The organism is Achromobacter deleyi (assembly GCF_013116765.2).
Taxonomy (GTDB): domain Bacteria; phylum Pseudomonadota; class Gammaproteobacteria; order Burkholderiales; family Burkholderiaceae_B; genus Achromobacter; species Achromobacter deleyi_A.
Genome location: NZ_CP074375.1, coordinates 5129130 through 5151865, shown reverse-complemented (window position 1 = coordinate 5151865; position 22736 = coordinate 5129130). Strand labels below are relative to the sequence as shown.

19 protein-coding genes are annotated in these 22736 nt (G+C 65.7%); 5 read left to right on the top strand and 14 right to left on the bottom strand.

Going from position 1 to position 22736, the window contains the following annotated elements; translation table 11 throughout:
* Positions 1-47 precede the first annotated feature (47 nt).
* Positions 48-1016, top strand: a complete 969-nt coding sequence (locus tag HLG70_RS23355) for a Bug family tripartite tricarboxylate transporter substrate binding protein (RefSeq protein WP_171667488.1) — start codon at positions 48-50, stop codon at positions 1014-1016.
* 94 nt (positions 1017-1110) lie between these two features.
* Here HLG70_RS23355 and HLG70_RS23350 read toward each other — a convergent pair whose 3' ends face one another.
* From HLG70_RS23350 to HLG70_RS23335, 4 genes are all read right to left on the bottom strand, one after another.
* On the bottom strand, positions 1111-1506 hold the full coding sequence (locus HLG70_RS23350; RefSeq protein ID WP_171667487.1) for an Hsp20/alpha crystallin family protein: 396 nt from the start codon (positions 1504-1506) through the stop codon (positions 1111-1113).
* Positions 1507-1539: 33 nt separating this feature from the next.
* Positions 1540-1983 carry an Hsp20/alpha crystallin family protein gene (locus HLG70_RS23345; RefSeq protein WP_171667486.1) on the bottom strand — a complete coding sequence of 148 codons (444 nt, stop codon included), beginning with the start codon at positions 1981-1983 and terminating at the stop codon, positions 1540-1542.
* 258 nt (positions 1984-2241) lie between these two features.
* On the bottom strand, positions 2242-6201 hold the full coding sequence (locus HLG70_RS23340) for a DUF3683 domain-containing protein (protein ID WP_171667485.1): 3960 nt from the start codon (positions 6199-6201) through the stop codon (positions 2242-2244).
* A gap of 131 nt (positions 6202-6332) precedes the next feature.
* The gene (locus tag HLG70_RS23335; protein ID WP_171667484.1) at positions 6333-6869 is read right to left on the bottom strand and encodes a YqaA family protein; all 537 of its coding nucleotides are present in this window, start codon (positions 6867-6869) and stop codon (positions 6333-6335) included.
* Between the two features lie 97 nt (positions 6870-6966).
* Between HLG70_RS23335 and ilvA the strand changes: the two genes are divergently transcribed.
* A complete protein-coding gene (gene ilvA, locus HLG70_RS23330) occupies positions 6967-8475 on the top strand; it encodes a threonine ammonia-lyase, biosynthetic (protein WP_171667483.1) in 1509 nt (502 codons plus the stop codon).
* Between the two features lie 161 nt (positions 8476-8636).
* On the opposite strand, the gene HLG70_RS23325 is transcribed toward ilvA, so the two are convergent.
* Positions 8637-9749, bottom strand: a complete 1113-nt coding sequence (locus HLG70_RS23325; protein ID WP_171667482.1) for a porin — start codon at positions 9747-9749, stop codon at positions 8637-8639.
* Between the two features lie 453 nt (positions 9750-10202).
* The gene (locus HLG70_RS23320) at positions 10203-10583 is read right to left on the bottom strand and encodes a DUF4148 domain-containing protein (protein ID WP_171667481.1); all 381 of its coding nucleotides are present in this window, start codon (positions 10581-10583) and stop codon (positions 10203-10205) included.
* A gap of 384 nt (positions 10584-10967) precedes the next feature.
* On the opposite strand from HLG70_RS23320, the gene HLG70_RS23315 reads away from it, so the two are divergent.
* On the top strand, positions 10968-11858 hold the full coding sequence (locus HLG70_RS23315) for a LysR family transcriptional regulator (protein WP_171667480.1): 891 nt from the start codon (positions 10968-10970) through the stop codon (positions 11856-11858).
* Between the two features lie 9 nt (positions 11859-11867).
* Here HLG70_RS23315 and HLG70_RS23310 read toward each other — a convergent pair whose 3' ends face one another.
* The 8 genes from HLG70_RS23310 to purT form a co-directional block, all read right to left on the bottom strand.
* Positions 11868-12422, bottom strand: a complete 555-nt coding sequence (locus HLG70_RS23310; protein WP_171667479.1) for an adenine phosphoribosyltransferase — start codon at positions 12420-12422, stop codon at positions 11868-11870.
* Between the two features lie 54 nt (positions 12423-12476).
* On the bottom strand, positions 12477-14174 hold the full coding sequence (cydC, locus tag HLG70_RS23305; protein ID WP_171667478.1) for a thiol reductant ABC exporter subunit CydC: 1698 nt from the start codon (positions 14172-14174) through the stop codon (positions 12477-12479).
* On the bottom strand, positions 14171-15919 hold the full coding sequence (gene cydD / locus HLG70_RS23300) for a thiol reductant ABC exporter subunit CydD (RefSeq protein ID WP_171667477.1): 1749 nt from the start codon (positions 15917-15919) through the stop codon (positions 14171-14173). Before cydD ends, cydC begins: the two co-directional genes overlap by 4 nt.
* Complete coding sequence (gene cydX, locus HLG70_RS23295; protein ID WP_171667476.1) at positions 15916-16041, bottom strand: cytochrome bd-I oxidase subunit CydX; 126 nt, start codon at positions 16039-16041, stop codon at positions 15916-15918. The genes cydD and cydX overlap by 4 nt, the downstream gene beginning before the upstream one ends.
* Before the next feature lie 16 nt (positions 16042-16057).
* Positions 16058-17212: a cytochrome d ubiquinol oxidase subunit II gene (gene cydB, locus HLG70_RS23290; RefSeq protein ID WP_171667475.1), complete on the bottom strand. Its 1155-nt coding sequence runs from the start codon at positions 17210-17212 to the stop codon at positions 16058-16060.
* Between the two features lie 12 nt (positions 17213-17224).
* Positions 17225-18799, bottom strand: coding sequence for a cytochrome ubiquinol oxidase subunit I (locus HLG70_RS23285; protein ID WP_171667474.1), 1575 nt, complete (start codon positions 18797-18799; stop codon positions 17225-17227).
* A gap of 126 nt (positions 18800-18925) precedes the next feature.
* Positions 18926-19471: a GbsR/MarR family transcriptional regulator gene (locus tag HLG70_RS23280; protein WP_171667473.1), complete on the bottom strand. Its 546-nt coding sequence runs from the start codon at positions 19469-19471 to the stop codon at positions 18926-18928.
* Between the two features lie 318 nt (positions 19472-19789).
* A complete protein-coding gene (gene purT / locus HLG70_RS23275) occupies positions 19790-21007 on the bottom strand; it encodes a formate-dependent phosphoribosylglycinamide formyltransferase (RefSeq protein WP_171667472.1) in 1218 nt (405 codons plus the stop codon).
* Between the two features lie 103 nt (positions 21008-21110).
* On the opposite strand from purT, the gene HLG70_RS23270 reads away from it, so the two are divergent.
* Entirely contained in the window at positions 21111-22100 is a 990-nt protein-coding gene (locus tag HLG70_RS23270; protein WP_171667471.1) for a KpsF/GutQ family sugar-phosphate isomerase, read from the top strand.
* Entirely contained in the window at positions 22097-22705 is a 609-nt protein-coding gene (locus tag HLG70_RS23265; RefSeq protein ID WP_171667470.1) for a KdsC family phosphatase, read from the top strand. Before HLG70_RS23270 ends, HLG70_RS23265 begins: the two co-directional genes overlap by 4 nt.
* Positions 22706-22736 lie beyond the last annotated feature (31 nt).

Sequence of the window (22736 nt, the reverse complement as noted above, 5' to 3'; positions counted from 1 at the left end):
AAGACGCAACCGTCGCGCTCACGATATCCCGCACGAGGAGACACCCCATGCACAAGCACGCACGGCGCCTGCTGGCGCTCGCCGCCCTGTCGCTGGCCGCCACCGCGGCTTCCGCCCAATCCTGGCCCACCCAGCCGATCCGCTGGATCGTCCCCTACCCCGCCGGCGGCGGCACGGACGTGGTGGCGCGCACCGTCGCCAGCGGCCTGGAAAAGCCGCTGGGCCAGACCATCGTGGTCGAGAACCGTCCCGGCGCGGCCACCATCATCGGCGCCACCGCCATCGCGCAGTCGGAACCGAACGGCTACATGGTCGGCACGGCGGACTCGGGCACGCTCGCGTTCAATTCCTCGCTGTACGCCAAGCTGTCCTACGATCCGTCCAAGTTCACCTACATCGGCGGCATCGCCAAGTTCCCGCTGCTGCTGGCCGTGAACGTCAACTCGCCCTACAAGACGGTGGACGACGTGCTGGCCGCCGCCAAGAAGGAACCTGGCAAGCTGACGGCGGCCTCCGCCGGCGCGGGTTCGCCGCATCACCTGGCGCTGGAGCTGTTCAAGCAGCGCACGGGCGCCAATCTGCTGCACGTGCCGTACAAGGGCGCCGCGCCGGCCATCCAGGACCTGCTGGGCGGCCAGGTGGACGTGATGTTCATCGACCTGGCTTCGGGCCTGCCCAACGTCAAGGCCGGCAAGCTGCGCGTGCTGGCCGCCGCCACGCCCGAGCGCGTCTCGGTGTTGCCCGACACGCCGACGATGGCCGAACAAGGCGTCGCCAACTTCACCGCCTATGCCTGGCAGGGCCTGGTGGGCCCGGCCGGCATGCCCGAAACGGTGGTCAAGAAACTGTCGGCCGACCTGGACGACACGTTGAAGACCCCGGCCGTATCGCAGAAGATGCTGGACATGGGCGTCATCCCCATGCCGATGTCGGCCCAGGAATTCAAGGCCTACGCCGAGCAGGAGCGCAGCGCCTGGGCGGACGTGATCAAGAAGGCGAACATCAAGCTGGAATGATTGTTTCCGCCTGAAGGCAGGGACGGCAAAAAGGCCGCGGTCATGCTGACCGCGGCCTTTTCCTTGCGCGCCGCCGCAACGCGGCGGACGCGGCTCAGCCCGCCACGACAGGGATCTGCCGTGGCTGCGCTTCGCGCACGCGCGGAATGCGCAGCGTCAGCAGGCCTTGCTTCAGGGTGGCGTTGATCTGCGAGCGGTCAAACTCCTGACCCAGCTTGAAAGCCCGCCGGAACAAGGGAGCGCGCATTTCTCCGAGCACCAGCCGAAGATCGGCGGGCGTGGCGACCGAAGCCTCGCCTTCGATCAGCAGCACATCGGCCTCGACGTTGATGCGCAGCCTGTCCTTGGACACCCCGGGCAGGTCGGCGATCAGGCTGATGCCCTCCTGGTCCTCGAATATATCCACGGCGGGCATGGTGACGCCGCGCGTGTCGCGCTTGTCGGTGGCGGCCGCTTCCGCGGGCACGGTCAGGTCTTTGCGTTCATTCATGATCGATACTCCTTATGCGGTTGCGGGGGAACGTCACTGCACGGTCACGACGCGGGGCTTGGCCGATTCCTTGCGCTTGATGGAAATGGCCAGGCAGCCGTCCGTGTAGCGCGCCTGCACGTTGTCGGGGTCCGCGTCGGCGGGCAGTTCGATCACCCGCATGTAGCGGCCTTCGGCGCGTTCGCGCGCGTAATACCGGGCGTTTTCAGGCAGTTCCGGAGCCTTGCGTTCGCCGCTGATTGTGAGCAGGCGCTTTTCGATGGACACGTTCAGGGCATCGGGCTCCATGCCGGGCACGAAGGCGACGACCTCGATCGAATCTCCGGATACGCCGACGTTGACCGGCGGGAAGTACGCCTGGGGCGTTGCGCGCAAGGCGGCGGGAACGCCGGCGCCGCGCAGCACGCGGCCCATGTGTTCCTGGATGGCGTCAAATGCGGCGGCAAAGCCGCTGTCGCTGAATGGAAAGTTGCTCATATTGGGCTCCCGAGTAAAAAAGGGACCGATCTAGACGCAACGCAATCGCCAGGACCGCGACCGCAGGTCTGATCGCTTCAATACAAACATGGGCGCGGTTTTTCCGGTTTCAAGAGGGGCGCGATCGGCGGCAAGCCCGGTGCCTGCACGGCTTGCGCGAGGCGGCGCGGCGGCGAAAAAAAACCGCGGTCATTGCTGACCGCGGTTTTCATTGCGCTGCGCTGGCGGGTTGCGCGGGGCTTACGCCACGCACGCTTCCTAGACCAGCACCCGCTCGATCCCGCCCGCGTTGGCGCGGCGGACGTAGTCTTCCATCCAGCCTTCGCCCAGGATGTGGCGCGCCATCTCGACCACGATGTAGTCGGCCTCCATGCCGGTGTCGCCTTCATAGCGCGACAGGCCTTGCAGGCACGACGGGCACGAGGTCAGCACCTTCACGTCGCCCGTGAACCCGTCGCTGCGCATCGCGGCATCGCCCTTCAGCAGCTCTTCCTGCTTGCGGAAGCGAACCTGCGTGGAAATGTCCGGCCGGCTGACCGCGAGCGTGCCCGATTCGCCGCAGCAACGATCGCTCTTGACCGCGTCGTCGCCCACCAGCGCGCGCACCGTTTTCATCGGCTCCTGCAGCTTCATGGGCGTGTGGCAGGGGTCGTGGTACATGTAGCGCACGCCCGTCGCGCCTTCCAGCTTGATGCCCTTTTCCAGCAGGTATTCGTGGATATCGATCAGGCGGCAGCCCGGGAAGATCTTCTCGAATTCATAGCCGGCGAGCTGGTCATAGCAGGTGCCGCAACTGACCACCACCGTCTTGATATCCAGGTAGTTCAGGGTATTGGCGACACGGTGGAACAGCACCCGGTTGTCGGTGATGATCTGCTCGGCCTTGTCCGTCATGCCGTTGCCGCGCTGGGGATAGCCGCAGCACAGGTAGCCCGGCGGCAGCACGGTCTGCACGCCCGCATGCCAGAGCATGGCCTGCGTGGCCAGGCCCACCTGCGAGAACAGACGTTCGGAACCGCAGCCCGGGAAGTAGAACACCGCCTCCGTATCGGCCGTCGTGGCCTTGGGATCGCGGATGATCGGCACGTAGTTCGCGTCTTCGATATCCAGCAGCTTGCGGGCGGCCTGCTTGGGCAGCCCGCCGGGCATCTTCTTGTTCACGAAATGCACGATCTGCTCGCGCAGCGGCGGCTTGCCCACCGTGGCCGGCGGCTTGGCGGTCTGCTTCTTCACCAGGCCCGAAAACAGGTCGTGCGCGGCGCGCTGCACCTTGTAGCCCACACCCACCATCGCCTTGCGGGTGGCGTTGATGGTGGCAGGGTCCTTGGCGTTCAGGAAGAACATGGCGCTGGCCGTGCCCGGATTGAACGACTTGCGGCCCATGCGGCGCAGCACTGCCCGCATGTTCATCGACACGTCGCCGAAATCGATGTCGACCGGACAGGGGTTGTAGCACTTGTGGCAGACCGTGCAGTGATCGGCCACGTCCTCGAACTCTTCCCAATGTTTCAGGCTGACGCCGCGCCGGGTCTGCTCTTCGTACAGGAAGGCTTCCACCAGCAGGGACGTCGCCAGGATCTTGTTGCGCGGCGAATACAGCAGGTTCGCGCGCGGCACGTGCGTGGCGCACACCGGCTTGCACTTGCCGCAGCGCAGGCAGTCCTTGATGGATTCCGAGATGGCGCCGATGTCGCTTTGCTGCATGATCAGCGACTCGTGGCCCATCAGGTTGAAGCTGGGCGTCCAGGCGTGACGCAGGTCCGCGCCGGGCATGAGCTTGCCGGCGTTGAAGTGGCCGTTGGGGTCCACGCGGCGCTTGTAGTCCTGGAACGGGGCCAATTCGGCTTCGGTCAGGAACTCGTACTTGGTCAGGCCGATGCCGTGCTCGCCCGAAATCACGCCGTCCAGGTCGCGGGCGATCTGCATGATGCGTTCGACGGCCGTGTGGGCCTCGCGCAGCATCTCGTAGTCATCCGAGTTGACCGGGATGTTGGTATGCACGTTGCCGTCGCCGGCGTGCATGTGCAGCGCCACGAACACCCGGCTCTTGAGCACGCGGCCGTGGATGGCCACCAGCTCGTCGACGATCTTCTTGTAGGCGGCGCCCGAGAACGTGCGCTGCAGGCCGGCCAGCACCTCGGTCTTCCAGGAAACGCGGATGGTGCGATCCTGCACCACATCGAAGACGCGCGCGCCGGGTTGCGCGGCAAGGCGGTCCGACAGCGCGGCGTGCAGATCGCCCAGGCCCAGCCCGTCCAGTTGCGGCAGCGCCTGGGGCAGGGGCAGGTCCAGGTTGTCCAGCAGCCATTGCCAGCGCCGGCGCGTGCCGGCCAGCAGTTCCAGCGCCTGGCGGGTGCGGTCGGCCAGCACCTCGGCGCGCGAGGTCTCGATGTCGGCGTCGTCCACCTTGCCAACCGGCAGCGGCGTGCACAGGTAGGCGTCCAGTTCGCCCAGCAGCTTGAGCTTGTTGCTGGTCGACAGTTCGATATTGATGCGCTCGATGTGATCCGTGTATTCGCCCATGCGGGGCAGCGGAATCACGACGTCTTCGTTGATCTTGAAGGCGTTGGTGTGGCGGGCGATGGCGGCGGTGCGCGAACGGTCCAGCCAGAACTTCTTGCGCGCCTCGGGGCTGACGGCCACGAAGCCTTCGCCGTGGCGCGTATTGGCCAGGCGCACGACCTCGCTGGCGGCCGCGGCCACCGCGTCGTCGTCGTCGCCGACGATGTCGCCGATCAGGACCATCTTGGGCAGCACGCCGCGCTTGCTCTTGGTGGCATAGCCCACCGCGCGCAGATAGCGTTCGTCCAGATGCTCCAGGCCGGCCAGAATGGCGCCGCGCGCGCGGCCCTCGCCGTCCAGGTAGTCCTTGACCTCGACGATCGACGGGATGGCGTCGCGCGCCTGCCCGAAGAACTCCATGCAGACGGTGCGCGTGTGGCGCGGCATGCGGTGCAGCACCCAGCGCGCCGACGTGATCAGGCCGTCGCAGCCTTCCTTCTGGATGCCCGGCAGGCCGGCCAGGAACTTGTCGGTGACGTCCTTGCCCAGGCCTTCCTTGCGGAAGACGCGACCGTGGATCTCCAGCGTCTCGGTCTTGAGCAGGCGTTCGCCCGGCTTGCCTTTGCCGTCGAACCACTTGAGCTCGAAGCGGGCCAGTTCCACGTCATGGATCTTGCCCATGTTGTGGTCCAGCCGCGTCACTTCCAGCCAGTTGCCGTCCGGATCGACCATGCGCCACCAGGCCAGGTTGTCCAGCGCGGTGCCCCACAGCACGGCCTTCTTGCCGCCCGCGTTCATGGCGATGTTGCCGCCCACGCAAGAGGCCTCGGCCGACGTCGGATCGACGGCGAACACGAAGCCGGCCGCCTCGGCCGCTTCGGACACGCGCTTGGTCACCACGCCGGCGCCGGCATGGATGACCGCCACGGGCTCGGTGAGTCCGGGCAAGATACAGGACTCGACCTTGCCCAGCTTGTCGAATTTCTCGGTGTTGATGACCGCCGACTTCCAGGTCAGCGGAATGGCGCCGCCGGTATAGCCGGTGCCGCCGCCGCGCGGGACGATGGTCAGCCCCAGCTCGATACAGGCCGTGACCAGCGCGGCGATCTCGTCCTCGGTGTCGGGCGTCAGCACGACGAAGGGATACTCCACGCGCCAGTCGGTCGCGTCCGTCACGTGCGAGACGCGCGACAGCCCGTCGAACTTGATGTTGTCCCGCGCCGTGATGCGGCCCAGCACCTTTTGCGCCTGCTTGCGCATCATGGTGGTCTGGTCGAACTCGCCTTCGAATGCGGCAATGGCGGAACGCGCCCGCGCCAGCAGTCCGACGACCTTCTCGTCTCGATGCGGATCGTGGCCTTCCGCGGCGGGAACTCCCGGCTCGCGGCGGCGGTCGATCTCGCCCAGCCGGTGATGCAGGGCGTCGATCAGCTGCTTGCGGCGCTTGGGGTTGTCGAGCAGGTCATCCTGCAGATAGGGATTGCGGCGCACGACCCAGATGTCGCCCAGCACCTCGTACAGCATCCGGGCGGAACGGCCGGTGCGGCGTTCCCCGCGCAGGTCCGTCAGCAGACTCCAGGCGTCTTCGCCCAGCAGGCGGCCAACGATCTCGCGATCGGAGAACGAGGTGTAGTTGTAGGGGATTTCGCGCAAGCGCGCGGGTGCTGCGGGCGGCATCGCCCCGTTCAAGATGTGGCTAGCGAGTGGGGCGTTCATGGCGGCAAGAGGGGCCCATAAAAAAGTATTTTATGCCATTGGCCCGACTTGACCCCTAATACCCCTGGAAAGCCGCCCAAAAGCGCGAGGAAGACGGAGTGAACCGTCCCCTATTAAGTTGAATGTCAGCGCTAGACCTGCCCCGGAAAGAACCAGAGCAGCCCGGCCGTCATGACCAGGTAGCGCATGAATTTGCCTATGGCCATATAGAACACGCACGGCCAGAAAGACAGCCGCAGCCACCCGGCCACGGCGCAAAGGGGATCGCCCACCGCGGGCAGCCAGGACAGCAACAGGGCCGGCGGCCCCACCCGATGCAGCCAGTCATGGGCGCGTTCGTTCCAGCGGCCGCGCATGCGCCCGCCTTCGGTGACGTCGGGGTGCGGATGCGGGTGCTTTTCCTTCCAGCGGTGAACGGCGCGTTCCGCGCCCAGGCCCATGGCGTAGCTGATGGCGCCTCCCACCGTATTACCCGCGGTCGCCACCAGGACGGCGGGCCAGAACATGTCCGGCGCCAGCTTGATATACCCGAACACCGCCGGCTCGGAGCCCAGGGGCAGCAAGGTGGCGGACACGAGCGACACCGTGAAGATGGCCGACAAGCCCACCGAGGGCAACGCCAGTATCCCCAGGAGCCAGTGAACTGCGGTTAAGAGACTTTCTTCCATGGTTGCGGGAGTGTAGCCGCGAGAAACCTGGAAGGCGACACGGATTTCCCTGCAATAATCTGCCCCACGTCCTCACTCTTGCCCCCGCGCGCGGTCCATGTCCACTGATTACCTGAAACGCATCCTGACTTCCAAGGTTTATGACGTCGCGGTCGAATCGCCGCTTGAAATAGCGCCCCTGCTGTCTCAGCGGATGTCGAACACGATCATGCTCAAGCGTGAAGATACCCAGGCGGTGTTCAGCTTCAAGCTGCGCGGGGCGTACAACAAGATGGCCAACCTGACCCCGGCTGCGCGCAATCGTGGCGTCATCGCGGCATCGGCCGGCAATCACGCCCAGGGCGTCGCGCTGGCGGCCAGCCGGCTGGGCTGCCGCGCGGTCATCGTCATGCCCACCACCAGCCCCCAGGTGAAGATAGACGCGGTCCGCCGCCTCGGTGGCGAGGTCGTGCTGGCCGGAGAGAGCTTCTCGGACGCCTACGCCCACGCGCAGATCCTGGAAAAGAAAGAAAAGCTGACCTTCGTCCACCCCTTCGACGACCCCGATGTGATCGCCGGCCAGGGCACGGTGGGCATGGAGATCCTGCGCCAGCATCCCGGCCCGATCGACGCCATCTTTGTCGCCATCGGCGGCGGCGGCCTGATCGCCGGCGTGGCCACCTACATCAAGCAGCTGCGCCCCGACATCAAGATCATCGGTGTGCAGACCGAGGACTCCGACGCCATGTTGCGCAGCGTGCGAGCGGGCCGGCGCGTGCAATTGAACGACGTGGGCCTGTTTTCGGACGGCACGGCGGTCAAGATGGTGGGCGCGGAAACCTTCAAGCTCACGCGCAAGTATGTCGACGATTTCGTGGTGGTCAACACCGATGCGATCTGCGCCGCCATCAAGGATGTCTTTCAGGACACGCGCAGCGTGCTGGAGCCCGCGGGCGCGATGGCGGTGGCGGGCGCCAAGCAGTACGCGGCCGAGCACCACCTGAAGGGCAAGACCCTGGTGGCCATCGCCTGCGGCGCCAACATGAACTTCGACCGCCTGCGCTTCGTGTCCGAACGCGCCGAAGTCGGCGAAATGCGCGAGGCCGTCTTCGCCGTCACGATGCCGGAACAGCGCGGCAGCTTCCGCCGCTTCTGCGAACTGGTGGGCGAGCGCAGCGTCACCGAGTTCAATTACCGTATCTCGGACGCGGACCGCGCCCATGTCTTCGTCGGCATCCAGGTGTCGTCGGCGGCCGAGCCCGACAAGATCGCCGCGAATTTCCGCCGCCACGGCTTCGACACGCTGGACCTGACCCACGATGAAATGGCCAAGACCCACCTGCGCCACATGGTGGGCGGCCGGTCGGCGCTGGCGCGCAACGAACTGCTGTACCGCTTTGAATTCCCGGAGCGTCCGGGCGCGCTGATGCGTTTCCTGAACGCGATGAATCCCGACTGGAACATCAGCCTGTTCCATTACCGCAACCAGGGCGCGGACTATGGCCGCATCCTGATCGGCATCCAGGTGCCGCCCGCGGACAAGAAGCAGTTCCGCAATTTCGTGGCGGAATTGGGCTACCCGCATTGGAACGAGACCGAAAACCCGGCCTACAAACTGTTCCTGTAAACCCGCGGCCGGAAAACGAGAGGGCCTCCTTGCGGAGGCCCTTCCCTTCTGTGCTCAAGTCACGCCCGGCTGAACCCAGGTAGGGGGGGGTTCGCTGTCACTCGGCGGCTCACGGAGAATGGGCCGCGCATTCAGCAAGGTTCAGCCGGACGTTCTGTCGCTTAGAAACGGTGACGCACACCCATGGCGACCGCGGTGTCGCGGGCGTCGCGCTGGAACGCGTAGTTGTCGCCGTAGGAGGCATACGCGTACAGGTTGGTGCGCTTGGTGAAGTCGTACGTATAACCCAGGCTGTAGACGTTGAACGTGGCGTCGTCGCCCGTCAGCTTGTCGTTGCTGGCGGTCGCGCGCTGCCAGGAGCCGAACACGGCGTGGCGGCCCAGCGGCACGGTCGCGCCGATCATGTACGAGTTGGCGCGGAAGCCGTCAGCCAGCTTGAACGTGCCCAGGTTCGTCATGCCGTCCGGCGTGGTGCCCATGTTCTGGCCCACGAACCAGCCGTCACGGGTCTGGCTGAAAGCGGCAGCCAGCTTCACGACTTCGAAGTCGTACGAACCGCCAACGATGTATTCCTGGATGCGCGCCGAGTCCTTGCCGCCGATCTTGTCATTGGACGGATTGAAGCGGTCATACGAGGCAGCCAGGTTCAGCGGGCCGTTGACGTACTGCACGCCAGCGGTCAGGGCGCGGTTGTTGTTGCCGGTCTGGAAACCCACCTGCTTGGAGTCGCTGACGGTGTCGTCCGCGCTGAACGAGTAGCCGATGCCCGCCTTGAAACCGCCCATGCTGGGGGTTTGGTACAGGACCATGTTGTCCAGGCGCATCGTGTTGGCGCTGCCGAACGTGGTGCCCATGTTGGCGGTGTTGTAGCTGATCGAGAACGGGTCGATCGAACCGAAGTACTTCGAGGCCAGGTTCGTCTGGCGGCCGAATTCCAGGCGGCCCCACGAATCGCTGTCCAGGCCCACGGTGGCTTGACGGCCGAACAGGCGGTTGCTCTGCAGCGACTTGCCGTTCATGGGGCCGAACCCGCCTTCCAGGGTGAACACGGCGCGCAGGCCGTCGCCCAGATCTTCAGTACCGCGCAGGCCGAAGCGCGAGCCGCTGCTCACACCCTGCACGCCGCCGAAACGGCTTTGCGACTTGCCGTCGAATTTCACGTTCTCGTAGCCGATACCGGCATCGATCAAGCCGTACAGCGTCACGGAGTCGGCGGCTTGCGCAGCGCCGGCAAAACCGGTCAGCAACGCGACAGCCAATAGCGTCTTCTTCATATAAGTCCCCAAAATGGCGAGATGAAAGGCACATTGCAGACAGGCCGTCCAAAAGACGGATATCTGCGCGCCGCTGCCTACAGGCAGGCGGCCGATGCACTGAAACTAGTGTCCAGCTTGCAGCCAGTCGTAGTAACCAGGATTTCGAAGAACTACTTTCCATGGTTGGGATAATGACGTTTTGCTTACATCTCGCAAGCCCTGGAGACTCGCGCTAACGCCTTGATATCAAATATGAATCATTGCTCGCAATGCCGCGAAACCCCCGTCTGAATCATCCACCAGCCGCATTTGCCCCGACAAGAGTTGTTGTCCGTCCCGGACAGTTTTGCGGCATAAACGCCACACTTTGCCTTAAGCCATACCTTGCTGGCATAAAAAAACCCCTCGGCGTCACAAGGGGTTTTCGGTGACCATCCGGGCGGCCGGCTTGCGGGCTGCCGGCGCGGGGGCTTAGCGCCCCTTGGGCGGATAGTCCAATTCGCCGAAGGTGTATTCGCCGCGCGCCTTGGCGTCGGCCAGTTCCTGGCGGACTTGCTCGCGGGTCTTGCCGGCCGATTGCGACACGGTCTTGGGCGGGTAATCCAGTTCCGCGGAAGTGACTTGGCCGGCGGCCTTGGCGCTTTGCAGTTCTTGCTGGACTTGTTCACGCGACAGGCTGGTTTGCTGTGCGGTGGCGGGCGGGTAGTCCAGTTCGCCAAACGTGACCTGGCCTGCAGCCTTGGCGGCTTGCAGTTCCTGTTGGACTTGTTCACGCGTCTTGCCATCGGCGTGAGCGGCGGACATACCCACCAGCGTGGCGGTAACCATGAGTGCGGTAGCTAGGGCTTTCATTGTGATGACTCCATCCTAAACCTTGCACAGCGTCTTCTGCCAGGCTTGGCAGGTGCGGTGTGACAATTTGATTGCTGGGACGAAGTATCTGGCGATTGTTTCCTAGTAAAAACCCTTATTTTGGGGAACATATTTGCACAGATGGGACAATTTCAAGTCGTATCCGCGCCAGATTGCATCGATTTTGCGCAGCGCTCCCGTAGATCACGCTGCGACAGGCCTTGCGGGCATTCAGCCTCCAGCAAGCTGGGTAAGGGAACGTGAATCCGCCACGCAAGGGATGTGTTGTCCGGCGTGAGGAAATAGACATTTCTGCTGGCGGGACAATAATTCCATTTATCATACAAATCTGCCAGAAATGGAATTTTGAGTCTCGAGGGCACCATGGACATCCAGCTTAACGACATCGCGCTATTCGTCGAGGTCGCCAAGCGCAAGAATTTCAGCCACGCCGCCGAAGCCTTGAATATTCCGACATCCACGCTCTCGCGCCGGGTCAGCGAGCTGGAACGCAGCGTAGGAATGCGGCTGCTCAACCGCAGCACCCGCAAGATCGATCTCACCGAAGCGGGCGCCATCTACTTCGAGCGCTGCCGGCACATCGTGGAAGAAGCGCGCATTGCGCACGACCAGTTGCTGGACATGGCGGTGCAGCCCAAGGGGCGCCTGCGCATTTCCCTGCCCACCAGCCTCGCGCAGCTGTTCCTGCCCGCGGTCATCAGCGAATTCCGCGAACAGCATCCCGATATCGAATGCGACTTCGATCTGAGCATGCGTCCGATCGACCCCATCAGCAATCCGTTCGACCTGATCCTGCGCTTCGGGCAGCAGCCGGATTCCAGCCTGATTTCGCGCAAGATCGTGCTGATGGCCCATCAGCTGTATGCATCGCCCGATTACCTGGCGCGCCACGGCGAGCCGCGCGTGCCTGCGGACCTCACCCATCACGAATGCCTGCGCCCGACGATGCGCGAGGAGTCATCCTTCTGGATGCTCCATTCGGGCGACAAGGTGGAACGCGTGCAGGTGTCGGGACGCTTGTCCGCGAACAACGTGGGCATGCTGGGACGCCTGGCCGGACAGGGCCTGGGCATCACGCCGCTGCTGGTCTTTGACGCGATGGAACGCGCCATCGAGCAGGCCGGCCTGGTGCGCGTGCTGCCCGATTGGAGCCTGACGCCCCTGCCGCTGTTCGCGCTGCTGCCCTCGCGCATGCTGCCCGCCAAGACCAAGGCCTTCCTGGATTTCATCCAGCCCCGGCTGTCGGATGCATAGACGCACGCGCTAAGGCGTCGAGTCGGTTCCGTACTGACAGACGGTATAGAGCGGCGTGCCCGTCGCGGCGACCTTGGTGGATCCGCCCAGATCCGGGAGGTCAATGATGGCGGCAGCTTCCACCACATTGGCGCCCAGGCGCTGCAACAGCTTGATAGCGGCAAGCATGGTGCCACCCGTGGCGATCAGATCGTCGACCAGCAGGACGCGCTGGCCGGTGCGAACAGAATCCGTATGCATCTCGACCGCCGCGTTGCCGTACTCCAGCGAGTATTCCTCGGCCACGGTACGGAAGGGCAGCTTGCCCTTTTTGCGTACCGGCACGAAACCCAGGTTGAGCTCATAGGCAAGCACGCTGCCCACGATGAAACCGCGCGCGTCCACGCCCGCCACCAGATCCAGGCGTTGGCGCATGTAGCGATAGACGAAGAGATCGATCAGGACCCGGAACGCACGGGGATCCTGCAGCACCGGCGTGATGTCACGGAAGATGACACCGGGTTGGGGCCAGTCCGGAACGCTGCGGATGGTGCGCCGGATGTACTCGGCGTTGTCGGTCTGCATGGAAGACGGCCCTGAAGAATTGAAGCAAGGCGAACTATAACCGCGCAACCGCGCTTAAGCCAGGATTGCTGGCTGCGATGACAAGTCATGCAGCCGCCCCGCGCGCAACACAAGGCAACGGTGCACTGCGCCTTCGGGCAAAGCCGCGTGCGTGGCAAGCACGACCGTGCGTCCCCGCACCGCCTCCTCCAGGTCCGTGAAGAACGCCGCCTCGGCCGCTGCGTCCAGCCCCGCGGTCGGTTCGTCCAGCACGATGACGGCCGCCGGCGCCAGCAGCGCCCGCGCCAGGCACAGACGGCGGGCTTGCCCCGCCGACAATTGCGAGCCGGTTTCGCCTGCCCAGGTGTCCAGTCCGTCGGGCAGGCCACGCACGAAATCACCGAGCCGCGCGGCATCCAGGGCTGCCCACAGCGTGGCGTCAACGGCGTTGGGATCGCCAATCAGCAGATTGGTGCGCAGGGTGCCCAGGAACAGCGGCGAATCCTGCGACAGCAAGGCGATGCGGCGGTGCCAATCGGCCTGCGCGCAGTCGCGGGCGTCGCACCCGCCGAACCGCACGCGCCCGGCCTGGGGATCCTCCAGGCGCAGGAGCAGGTGCAGCAGGGTGGACTTGCCCGCGCCGCTGGCGCCCAGGATGGCCACCCGCTCGCCGGGCTCGACCCGCAGGCTGATGTCGTTCAGCACCGGCTGGCTTTCCCCCGGCGTGCGCGCGGGATAGGAAAAGCTCACCCGGTCCAGTTCCAGCGCGCCGCTGTCGGGCAATGCGCGTGGAGTCGCCGGGTCCTGCATGTCGGGTCCGCATTGCGTCACCTCGCGGATGCGCGCCGCCGCCGACATCGCGGACCCCATGCGGGACGCGCCGCGCATGATCGGCCCGGCCACCTCGAAAATGCCGATGACGGCCAGCAGCAAGCCGGCCAGCACCGGGCCCTCGATGCGGCCGGCCTCGTGCGCGGCCAGGCCAAACCACAGCAGCGCCAGCACGGCCAGCCCCGCGGCGAGCTGCAGGAACCACTGCCCTCTTACCGCCACCCGCGCCTGGCTGCGGCGCGCCAGCGCGCTGGCCTCGCACAAGCGCTCGAAATGCGCCAGGGTCTGCGCCTGCGCATGCAGGGCGACCATGTCCGCGTGGCCGTCCACCGCGTCCAGCGTGGCGGCGCGCAATCCCGCCGCGCTTTCCTGGGCCGCCGCGCCCGGCTTGCGGGCCGCGCGCAACAGCCACAGGGGCACCACCACGCAGGCCGTCAGCAAGGCCAGCGCAAACGCCAGCGCGGCGGCGGGCACCCATTGCCCCAGCACGGCGGTCAGGACCGCGCCCGCCAGGATGGCGGTCGCCAGGGGCGCCAGCACAAACAGGAAGACCGTGTCCAGCGCATCGACGTCGCCCGTCATCCGCGCGACCAGATCACCGCTGCGATAGCGCGCGAGTTGGCGCGGCGTCAGCCGGATCAGCGCCGCGAACACCGTGGCGCGCAGATCGGCCAGCAGGCGCAGGGTGGCGGAATGCCCGACCACCCTGTCGGCGTAGCGCGACACGATCCGCAAGAAAGACAGCCCGCGCACCAGCGAGGAAGGCGCGAACAAATTGAAATAGCCGCCTGCGCCGGCCAGGGCCGCGCCGGTCAGGAACCACCCCGACACGCCCAGCAGGCCCACGCCGGCGGCAACGGTTGCCAACGCACAGAACAATGCGAGCAAAAGCCCGCCTTTTCGGCGCGCGTACAACGGCAGGAGCAACAACAGGTTCTTCATGCGTCTTCCACATTGCCCCGCGCCACGCGCACGACACGGCCGAACCGCGCGGCGACCGCGGGCGCATGCGTGGCAAGCAGCAAGGTCCGGCCCGCGGAGAATTCCAGGATTTCATCCAGCACCCGGGCCTGCGTAGCCTCGTCCAGGTGCGCCGTGGGCTCGTCCAGCAGGATCAGGCCCGGATCGCGCAGAAACAGGCGGGCCAGCGCCACGCGCTGCGCCTGGCCGCCGGACAGGCCGTGACCGCGGCTGCCCAGCGGCGTGTCCAGCCCCAGCGGCAGCTCGGCCGAAAACTCCAGGACACAGGCGCGCCTGGCCGCCTCCCGCACTTGCGCATCCGAGGCATCCGGACGGCCCAGGCGGATGTTGTCGGCGATCGAGCCTGCCAGCAACTGCGGCCTCTGCCCGATCAGCGCGACCCGTTGCCGCAACGCGGGCTCGCTCCATTCAGCCAGAAGCAGACCGTCGATGCGGACATCGCCAGTGGCTGGCCGCAATCGCGCGATGGCTTCGATCAGTGTGGATTTGCCGATGCCGCTGGGCCCCATCAGCGCCACATGCTCCCCCGGCGCAAGCGTCAGCGAGGCATCCGACAGCACTGCCTGGCCACGGCCGGGCGCGTCCACGCACAGGCCCGCTATGACGAGCTCCGCGCCCTTCCCGGCGTGCGCCGGCGCGCGCCCGGATTCAGCTTCGCGTTCGGCGGCAGCTTGCGGCAAGCCATCGAACAGGACCGCGATTTGCGTGACGGCGGCAAGCGCCGTGGCCCGATCGTGATAATGCGCCGCGAACTGGCGCAGCGGCGCATAGACTTCGGGCGCCATCAGCAGACAAAACAGGCCCGCCTGCAGGGTCAGCGGCGTCCAGCGCAGGTCCAGGAAACCCAGATAGGTCAGACCGATATAGACCGCCACCCCGGCCACGCCCAGCGCGGCGAAAAACTCCAGCACGGCCGACGACAGGAAGGCAATGCGCAGCACCGACATCGTGCGCTGGCGCAGCGCGTCGCTGGCGGCCACGACGGATGCCGCCTCGGCTTCGGCGCGGCCGTAGAGCTTCAAGGTGGACAGCCCGCGCAGCCGGTCCGCGAAAAACCCCGACAGGCGGGCGAAGGCGCGCAAGTGGCGGCGGCTGGCGCCTTGCGCGCCCCACCCCACCAAGGCCATGAACAGCGGAATCAGCGGCGCCGTGATCAGCAGCACCAGGCCGGCGATCACGTCCACCGGAAACAGCACGACGGAGAACGCGACCGGCAACATCGCAGCCGCGGCCATCGCGGGCAGATACTTGGCGAAGAAGCCATCCAGCGCCTCCACCTGATCCACCACCGCGCTGGCCAGTTCACCCGAAGCCTTTCCCCGGCTCCAGTTGGGGCCTTGTCCCAGGAGCCGCTTGAACAATGACTGGCGCACATGGCGCTTGATGCGTTCGGACGCGTCCGCGCCCGCGCGCTCGCCCGCCCAGCTGATGCAGGCGCGCAGCAGCATCAGCCCGGCGATGCCGAGGATGCCGCCCAGCAGTTCCTGCCGCGGCGCTTGCCTGGCGATCGCCGAATCCAGCACGCTGGCCAGCAACCAGGCCTGCACGACCAGCAAGGCGCCGCTGAGCAGGGGCGCGGCTCCCGCCATGATCAGCGGAAAACGCGCGCTCCTGGCAAGCGCCATCAACCACCGCGACTGTTCGCGCGGCGGTTTCTGCAGGGTTGCCGACGGATCGTGCTCGAGGCTGCTGGCGCCGCCGCTCACTCGCCGTCGCGGCTGGCGCGCGGGTCATGGGACTGACCCTCGCGCAGCTCGAACCACATTGCATTCAGGATGGCGAACGCGCACGCCAGGCCCAGGCCGAGTATCCACGAGAAATACCACATGGTGGAGGCTCCCTTATCAGTAAGAATTGGGCGTGTCGCCCACCGAATCATTGGTGACCTTGCCGCGCATGACGCGATACACCCAAGCGGTGTATACCGTCACGATAGGCAGGAAGATGGCAACCGCGATCACCATGATCCACAGCGTCAGATGGCTGGACGACCCGTCCCAGACGGTCAGGCCGGCCTTCGGGTTGGTCGACGACGGCATGATGAACGGGAACAGCGAAAAGCCCACGGTCAGGATCACGCCGGCGATCGACAGCGCGGACGCCAGGAACGCCAGCATGTTGGCGCGCACGGTCAGCAGCAACGCCACCAGCACGGCGCCCCCCACGCCCAGGGCGGGCGCAATCCACATCAGCGGCCACTTCGCGTAGTTGGCCATCCACGCGCCGGTCTGCACCGTCACCGTCTTGAGCATGGGATCGGACGGAGCCGCCATATCGACCACGCTGGTGATCGTATGGCCGCCCACGCCGCCCGCCACCCAGTAGCCGCCGGCGGCAAACAGCGCCGCCGTCAGCAGGGCCGCGAGGCGCCCCCAGTTGCGGGCCCGCGACGAAATGGGATCTTCGGTGCGCCAGGCCAGCAGCACGGCGCCGTGCATGGCCAGCATCACCACGCTGAGCACGCCAGCCAGCAGCGCGAACGGCATGAAGAGCTGAAAGAAATGCCCTTCATACATGGGCCGCAGCGACTCCGGGTCGAAGGTGAACGGCACGCCCAGGATGATGTTGCCCATGGCCACGCCAAACACCAGCGAAGCCACCACGCCCGAAAAGCACAGCACGCCGTCCCAGGTGTTGCGCCAGCGCGTGCCTTCCATCTTGCTGCGGTATTTGAACCCCACGGGCCGCAGGATCAGCGCAATCAGGACCAGCATCATCGCCAGGTAGAACCCGGAGAACGAGGCGGCATACAGCAAGGGCCACGCGGCGAAAATGGCGCCGCCCGCGGTAATGAGCCAGACCTGGTTGCCTTCCCAGACCGGCCCCACCACGTTGATCACCACGCGCCGCTCGGCATCCGTCTTGGCAACCACCGGCAACAGCGCGGCAACGCCCAGGTCGAAGCCATCCATGACGGCAAAGCCGATGAGCAAGGCGCCCAGCAGCACCCACCACACCACGCGCAAGGTGCCGTAGTCAAAAGGAATAAGGGTATCCATGCGTCTCTCCCCTCAGGCGCGCACGGCGGCGCGCACAGGATCGGCGGCGGCATCGCCTGGCGCCGGCCCATCGGATTTCGGTCCTGCCTTGATGGCATGCAGCATCACCTTCACGCCGATGATCAGCAGCACCGTGTACAGCACCAGGAAGATCGAGAGGCTGATGGCCAGATCAGCCATCGTCAGGCCGGAAGCTGCGTAGTACGTGGGCAGCACGCCTTCGATCACCCAGGGCTGGCGGCCGTACTCGGCCACGAACCAGCCGCTTTCAATGGCGATCCACGGCAGGGGCAGGCTCCACAGCGCCACCTTCAGCAGGCCGCGCCGGCGGTCCAGGCGGCCGCGCGAAGCCAGCCAGAAGGCCACGCCGAAGAACAGGATCAGATACATGCCCACCGCCACCATGATCCGGAACGCCCAGAACAGCGGCGCCACGGTGGGCACGGTGTCGATCGCGGCCTGCTTGATGTCGGCCTCGGTGACCTTGCTCATGTCGGGCTGGTGGCGCTTGACCAGCAAGGCGTAGCCCAGGTCGGGCCAGGTCTTGTCGAAGACCATGCGCGCATCCACGTCCTTGGGATTGGCGCGGATCTTCTGCAAGGCCTCGTAGGCCACCATGCCATCGCGGATGCGATTCTCGGCGCGCAGGATCAGATCGTTGATGCCCAACAGCGGCGTGGTGAGCGAACGCGTGCCGATGATGCCCATGACGTAGGGGATCTCGATCGCGAAATCGTTCCTGCGCTCTGCCTGGTTCGGGATCGCGATCAGGTTGAAGGATGCGGGCGGGGGCTCGGTGTGCCACATGGATTCCATGGCCGCGATCTTCATCTTCTGGTGTTCGGTCGTGAGGTAGCCGCTTTCATCGCCCAGCACCACCACCGACAGCGCGCCGGCCAGGCCGAAGCTTGCCGCCACCGCCATGGAGCGCTTGGCCAGGTCGGTGTGACGGCCTTTCAGCAGATACCAGGCGCTGATCGACATCACGAACATGGCGCCAGCCACGTAGCCGGCGCTGACCGTATGCACGAACTTGGCCTGGGCCACGGGGTTGAAGATCACCGCCGCGAAGTCGGTCATCTCCATGCGCATCGTATCGGGATTGAAGATCGAGCCCACCGGATTCTGCATCCAGCCGTTGGCGATCAGGATCCACAGCGCCGAGAAGTTGGTGCCGAAGGCCACCAGCCAGGTCACCATCAGGTGGCTGACCTTGGACATGCGGTTCCAGCCGAAGAAGAACAGGCCGACGAAGGTGGCTTCCAGGAAGAAGGCCATCAGCCCTTCCAGCGCCAGGGGCGCGCCGAAGATGTCGCCCACGTAATGGCTGTAGTAGGACCAGTTCATACCGAACTGGAATTCCATCACCACGCCCGTGGCGACGCCCAACGCGAAGTTGATGCCGAACAGCGTGCCCCAGAACATGGTCATCCGCTTCCAGATGGGGCGGCCAGTCATGACATACACGCTTTCCATGATGGCCAGGATGAAGGACAGGCCAAGCGTGAGGGGGACGAACAGGAAATGGTAGAGCGCGGTCGCGGCGAACTGGAATCGCGACAGATTCACGACGTCGAGATCAATCATTGGGCTGCTCCCAAAGCGTTGACGCGCCGCGGCAACCGGCATGGTTCCCAGGCCGTCTCTCGCGCCATGTTAGGGGCGTTGCATACAACTTCATAGAGGTTTCCTGAAAAATCGAGGCGGAGCGTATCAGCCCTTGCCTCGCAATTTGCCGGCAAAACCCAGCACCTTCTGCACTTTTGAACCCAGTTTCATCAGGCTCTGCAGGGTTTCTGGCGGCAGTCGTTGAACCTCATCGAACCATCCGGTGGACAGTTCGATGAGCTCCAGCATTTCGGTCATGCGTTGTTGCGCGTATGCCTCATCGGGGCCCGACGGCGCCTCCAGCAGCGTGTCGCGCAACAGAGTGAGCGTGGGATCGATTTCGCGCTTGCGCTTTTCTTCCATCAGGATGCGGAAGATCTCCCAGACGTCCTTGGGGGTCTCGAAGTAGTCGCGGCGGTCGCCCACCTGGTGGATCAGCTTGACCAGGCGCCAGGACTGCAGCTCTTTCAGCCCGAGGCTGACATTCGAGCGCGAAAAGCCCAGGGCGTCGGCAATGTCATCGGCGTTGAGGGGTTGCGGCGCCAGGAACAGCAGGGCGTAGATCTGGCCGACGGTGCGGTTCACGCCCCAACGGCTGCCCATCTCGCCAAAGTGCAGGACGAAGCGTTCGTTTTGGGGGGAAAGCGCCATGGTGGTTCAGCCAGCAAAGGAGGACTGCGGCTGGCCGTAAGACACAGACCGTTACGCCGTTTTCAGAAATTACTGAAATTATCGAACAAACAATGAGAAAGCGCAAACCACACTGGCGGCAGGGGCAAGGGCGCAAGCGGGAGCCATTCAGACGGCCGGCAGCCCAAGATAGCGGCCGGGCGTGACAATCACGCAACAGAAAGGGCCCGGCCAGGCAAGAAAAAACCGCCACCGGCCGTTAGGCGGGTGGCGGTTTTTGAAGGGGCCGCAGGTCAGTTCGTGGGCATTCCGCCCGTGGCTGCCGGACCTGGAATGGGGTCAGCCTGCCTTGACGGTCACGGCGGCGGACACGCGCTTGGCCTTGGCGCGGGCAGCGGCGACGTCCTCGGCCACGGCCAGAGCCACGCCCATGCGGCGCTTGACGAAGGATTCGGGCTTGCCAAACAGGCGGATATCCGTGCCCGGCTCGGCCAGGGCCTCGGCCACGTTGTGGAACGACACCGCGGCGGCCTCCACGCCGCCATAGATGACGCTGCTGGCGCCGGCCTGGCGCAGGCTGGTGTCCACCGGCAGCCCCAGGAGGGCGCGCGCGTGCAGCTCGAATTCGTTCTGCGTCTGGGTGATCATGGTGACCATGCCGGTGTCGTGCGGACGCGGGCTGACTTCCGAGAACCAGACCTGATCGCCGGCCACGAAGAGCTCGACGCCAAATATGCCGAGTCCGCCCAGGTCGGACGTGACGGCCAGGGCGATTTCGCGGGCGCGCTCCAGCGCGGCGGGCGACATCGGGTGCGGCTGCCAGCTCTCTACGTAGTCGCCATCGACCTGCTTGTGGCCGATGGGTTCGCAGTAGCGGGTTTCGATCTTGCCGCTGGCGTCCCGCGCGCGCACCGTCAGCAGGGTGATTTCGTAGTCGAAGCGGATGAAGCCCTCGACGATGGCACGCCCGCCCCCCACCCGCCCGCCTTCCTGGGCGTAGCGCCAGGCGGAGACGAGGTCGTCGGCGCTCTTGATCACGGACTGGCCCTTGCCCGACGAGGACATGACCGGCTTGATGACGCAGGGGTAGCCGATGCCGCCATCAATGGCTTCGCGCAGTTCTTCCTCGGTGTCGACAAAGCGGTAGGGCGAAGTGGGCAGCCCCAGGGTTTCGGCGGCCAGGCGCCGGATACCCTCGCGGTTCATGGTCAGTTGGGCGGCGCGGGCCGTCGGCGTCACCCGCGCCACGCCCGCCGCTTCCAGCTCGATCAGCAAACTGGTGGCAATGGCCTCGATTTCGGGGACAATAACGTGCGGCTGCTCTTGTTCGATGATTTTCCGCAGCGCCTGCGGGTCCGTCATCGACACGACATGCGCCCGATGCGCCACCTGGTGGCCCGGTGCGTCTGCATACCGGTCCACCGCAATGACTTCCACGCCCAGCCGTTGCAGGGCAATGATGACCTCTTTGCCCAATTCACCCGACCCGAGCAACATGACGCGGGTAGCCAGGGGGGACAGTGGCGTGCCAAGGACGGGGCTGGGAATGCTGGACATGGAGCGGGCCTGGAAAGAAAGTTTGAAAGCCATTGAAAGACCCGCCAGCATGCCATACCCCCCTGCCCGGGGCAAACTAGCATACTGATATTAAAATCCCTCCATGACTGACCATCCCACCACATCGTCCGGCACCGCGCTGGCATCTGCGCGCAGGACGCTGCGAATTGAAAGCCAGGGCCTGCTCGACCTGTCCGCCAGGCTGGACGACAGCTTTGCGCGGGTCGTGGACCTGCTGCTGGCATGCCGCGGGCGCGTGGTCGTGAGCGGCATCGGCAAGACGGGGCACATCGCCCGCAAGATCGCCGCGACGCTGGCTTCCACCGGCACGCCCGCGTTTTTCGTCCATGCCGCCGAGGCCGTCCATGGCGACCTGGGCATGATCACCCGGGACGACGTGCTGATCGCCATTTCCTATTCGGGCTCGGGCGCGGAACTGCTGACCATCCTGCCCGTCGTACGCCGTATGGGCGCGGGGCTGGTCGCCATTACCGGCAATCCGCACTCCGAACTGGCCCAGCAGGCGGACATCCACCTGGACGCCAGCGTGGCCCAAGAGGCCTGCCCGATGAACCTGGCCCCCACCGCCAGCACGACCGCGGCCCTGGCCCTGGGCGACGCCCTGGCCGTCGCCTGCCTGGAAGCGCGCGGCTTCGGCCCCCAGGATTTCGCCCGTTCCCATCCGGGCGGCGCTCTCGGCCGCCGCCTCCTGACCCACGTGCGCGACGTCATGCGCCAGGGCGACGCCCTGCCGATCGTCATGGCCGGCACCCCGGTATCCCAGGCGCTGGAAGTCATGTCGGCCAAGGGCATGGGCATGACGGTCGTGACCGACGCGCAGCACCGCCCCCTGGGCATATTCACCGACGGCGACTTGCGCCGCCTGATAGCGCGGCACGGCGATATCCGCAGCCTGACCGTCGAGTCGGGCATGACGCGGTCGCCGCGCAGCATCAACCCCGACGCGCTGGCCGTCGAGGCCGCCCGGCAGATGGACGAACAACGGCTCAATCACATGCTGGTGATGGACAATGACGGCGCGCTGCTCGGCGCCTTGCATATGCATGATCTGATGGCCGCTAAAGTGGTATGACTATGACTCTTTCTGCTTCCGTGACTCACCCGGCCGACGCGCTGGTGCTCGCCCGTATCCCCGCCACCGTGCGCGAACGCGCCGCCGCCGTGCGCCTGATGGTTTTCGACGTGGACGGCGTGCTGACCGACGGCAGCCTCTACTATGGCGAAAGCGGCGAACTGCAAAAACGCTTCAACGCGCTGGACGGCCACGGGCTGCGGCTGCTGATGGAGGGCGGGCTGAAGGTGGCGCTGATGACCGGCCGATCCGGCCCCATTGTCGCGCGCCGCGCCGCCGAACTGGGCATTGCCGAGGTCATGCAGGGCGTGCGCGACAAAGGCGGCGCCCTGGCCGAACTTGCGCAGCGCTCCGGTGTCCAACTGAACCAGACCGGCTACATGGGCGATGACATCATCGACCTGCCGGCCATGCAGCGCGCTGGCTTTGCGGCCAGCGTGCCGAACGCCCCCGGCTACGTCAGCCAGGCCGCGCACTGGGTGTCCACCCATCCCGGCGGCAGCGGCGCCGTGCGCGAATGCTGCGACATCCTGCTGGCCGCCCAAGGACGCCTGGGCGCGTTCCTGGCGGCGCCCGGGCTGCTGGGCCCCGGCGCCATCCAATGATCGGCCCGTCAACGAACACGCCCTTGCGGCG

Excerpts from the sequence above, each read along its gene's own strand:
- HLG70_RS23355 (WP_171667488.1), top strand. The coding sequence starts at position 48 with ATGCACAAGCACGCACGGCGCCTGCTGGCGCTCGCCGCCCTGTCGCTG.
- HLG70_RS23350 (WP_171667487.1), bottom strand. The coding sequence starts at position 1,506 with ATGAATGAACGCAAAGACCTGACCGTGCCCGCGGAAGCGGCCGCCACC.
- HLG70_RS23345 (WP_171667486.1), bottom strand. The coding sequence starts at position 1,983 with ATGAGCAACTTTCCATTCAGCGACAGCGGCTTTGCCGCCGCATTTGAC.
- HLG70_RS23340 (WP_171667485.1), bottom strand. The coding sequence starts at position 6,201 with ATGAACGCCCCACTCGCTAGCCACATCTTGAACGGGGCGATGCCGCCC.
- HLG70_RS23335 (WP_171667484.1), bottom strand. The coding sequence starts at position 6,869 with ATGGAAGAAAGTCTCTTAACCGCAGTTCACTGGCTCCTGGGGATACTG.
- ilvA (WP_171667483.1), top strand. The coding sequence starts at position 6,967 with ATGTCCACTGATTACCTGAAACGCATCCTGACTTCCAAGGTTTATGAC.
- HLG70_RS23325 (WP_171667482.1), bottom strand. The coding sequence starts at position 9,749 with ATGAAGAAGACGCTATTGGCTGTCGCGTTGCTGACCGGTTTTGCCGGC.
- HLG70_RS23320 (WP_171667481.1), bottom strand. The coding sequence starts at position 10,583 with ATGAAAGCCCTAGCTACCGCACTCATGGTTACCGCCACGCTGGTGGGT.
- HLG70_RS23315 (WP_171667480.1), top strand. The coding sequence starts at position 10,968 with ATGGACATCCAGCTTAACGACATCGCGCTATTCGTCGAGGTCGCCAAG.
- HLG70_RS23310 (WP_171667479.1), bottom strand. The coding sequence starts at position 12,422 with ATGCAGACCGACAACGCCGAGTACATCCGGCGCACCATCCGCAGCGTT.
- cydC (WP_171667478.1), bottom strand. The coding sequence starts at position 14,174 with ATGAAGAACCTGTTGTTGCTCCTGCCGTTGTACGCGCGCCGAAAAGGC.
- cydX (WP_171667476.1), bottom strand. The coding sequence starts at position 16,041 with ATGTGGTATTTCTCGTGGATACTCGGCCTGGGCCTGGCGTGCGCGTTC.
- cydB (WP_171667475.1), bottom strand. The coding sequence starts at position 17,212 with ATGGATACCCTTATTCCTTTTGACTACGGCACCTTGCGCGTGGTGTGG.
- HLG70_RS23285 (WP_171667474.1), bottom strand. The coding sequence starts at position 18,799 with ATGATTGATCTCGACGTCGTGAATCTGTCGCGATTCCAGTTCGCCGCG.
- HLG70_RS23280 (WP_171667473.1), bottom strand. The coding sequence starts at position 19,471 with ATGGCGCTTTCCCCCCAAAACGAACGCTTCGTCCTGCACTTTGGCGAG.
- purT (WP_171667472.1), bottom strand. The coding sequence starts at position 21,007 with ATGTCCAGCATTCCCAGCCCCGTCCTTGGCACGCCACTGTCCCCCCTG.
- HLG70_RS23270 (WP_171667471.1), top strand. The coding sequence starts at position 21,111 with ATGACTGACCATCCCACCACATCGTCCGGCACCGCGCTGGCATCTGCG.
- HLG70_RS23265 (WP_171667470.1), top strand. The coding sequence starts at position 22,097 with ATGACTATGACTCTTTCTGCTTCCGTGACTCACCCGGCCGACGCGCTG.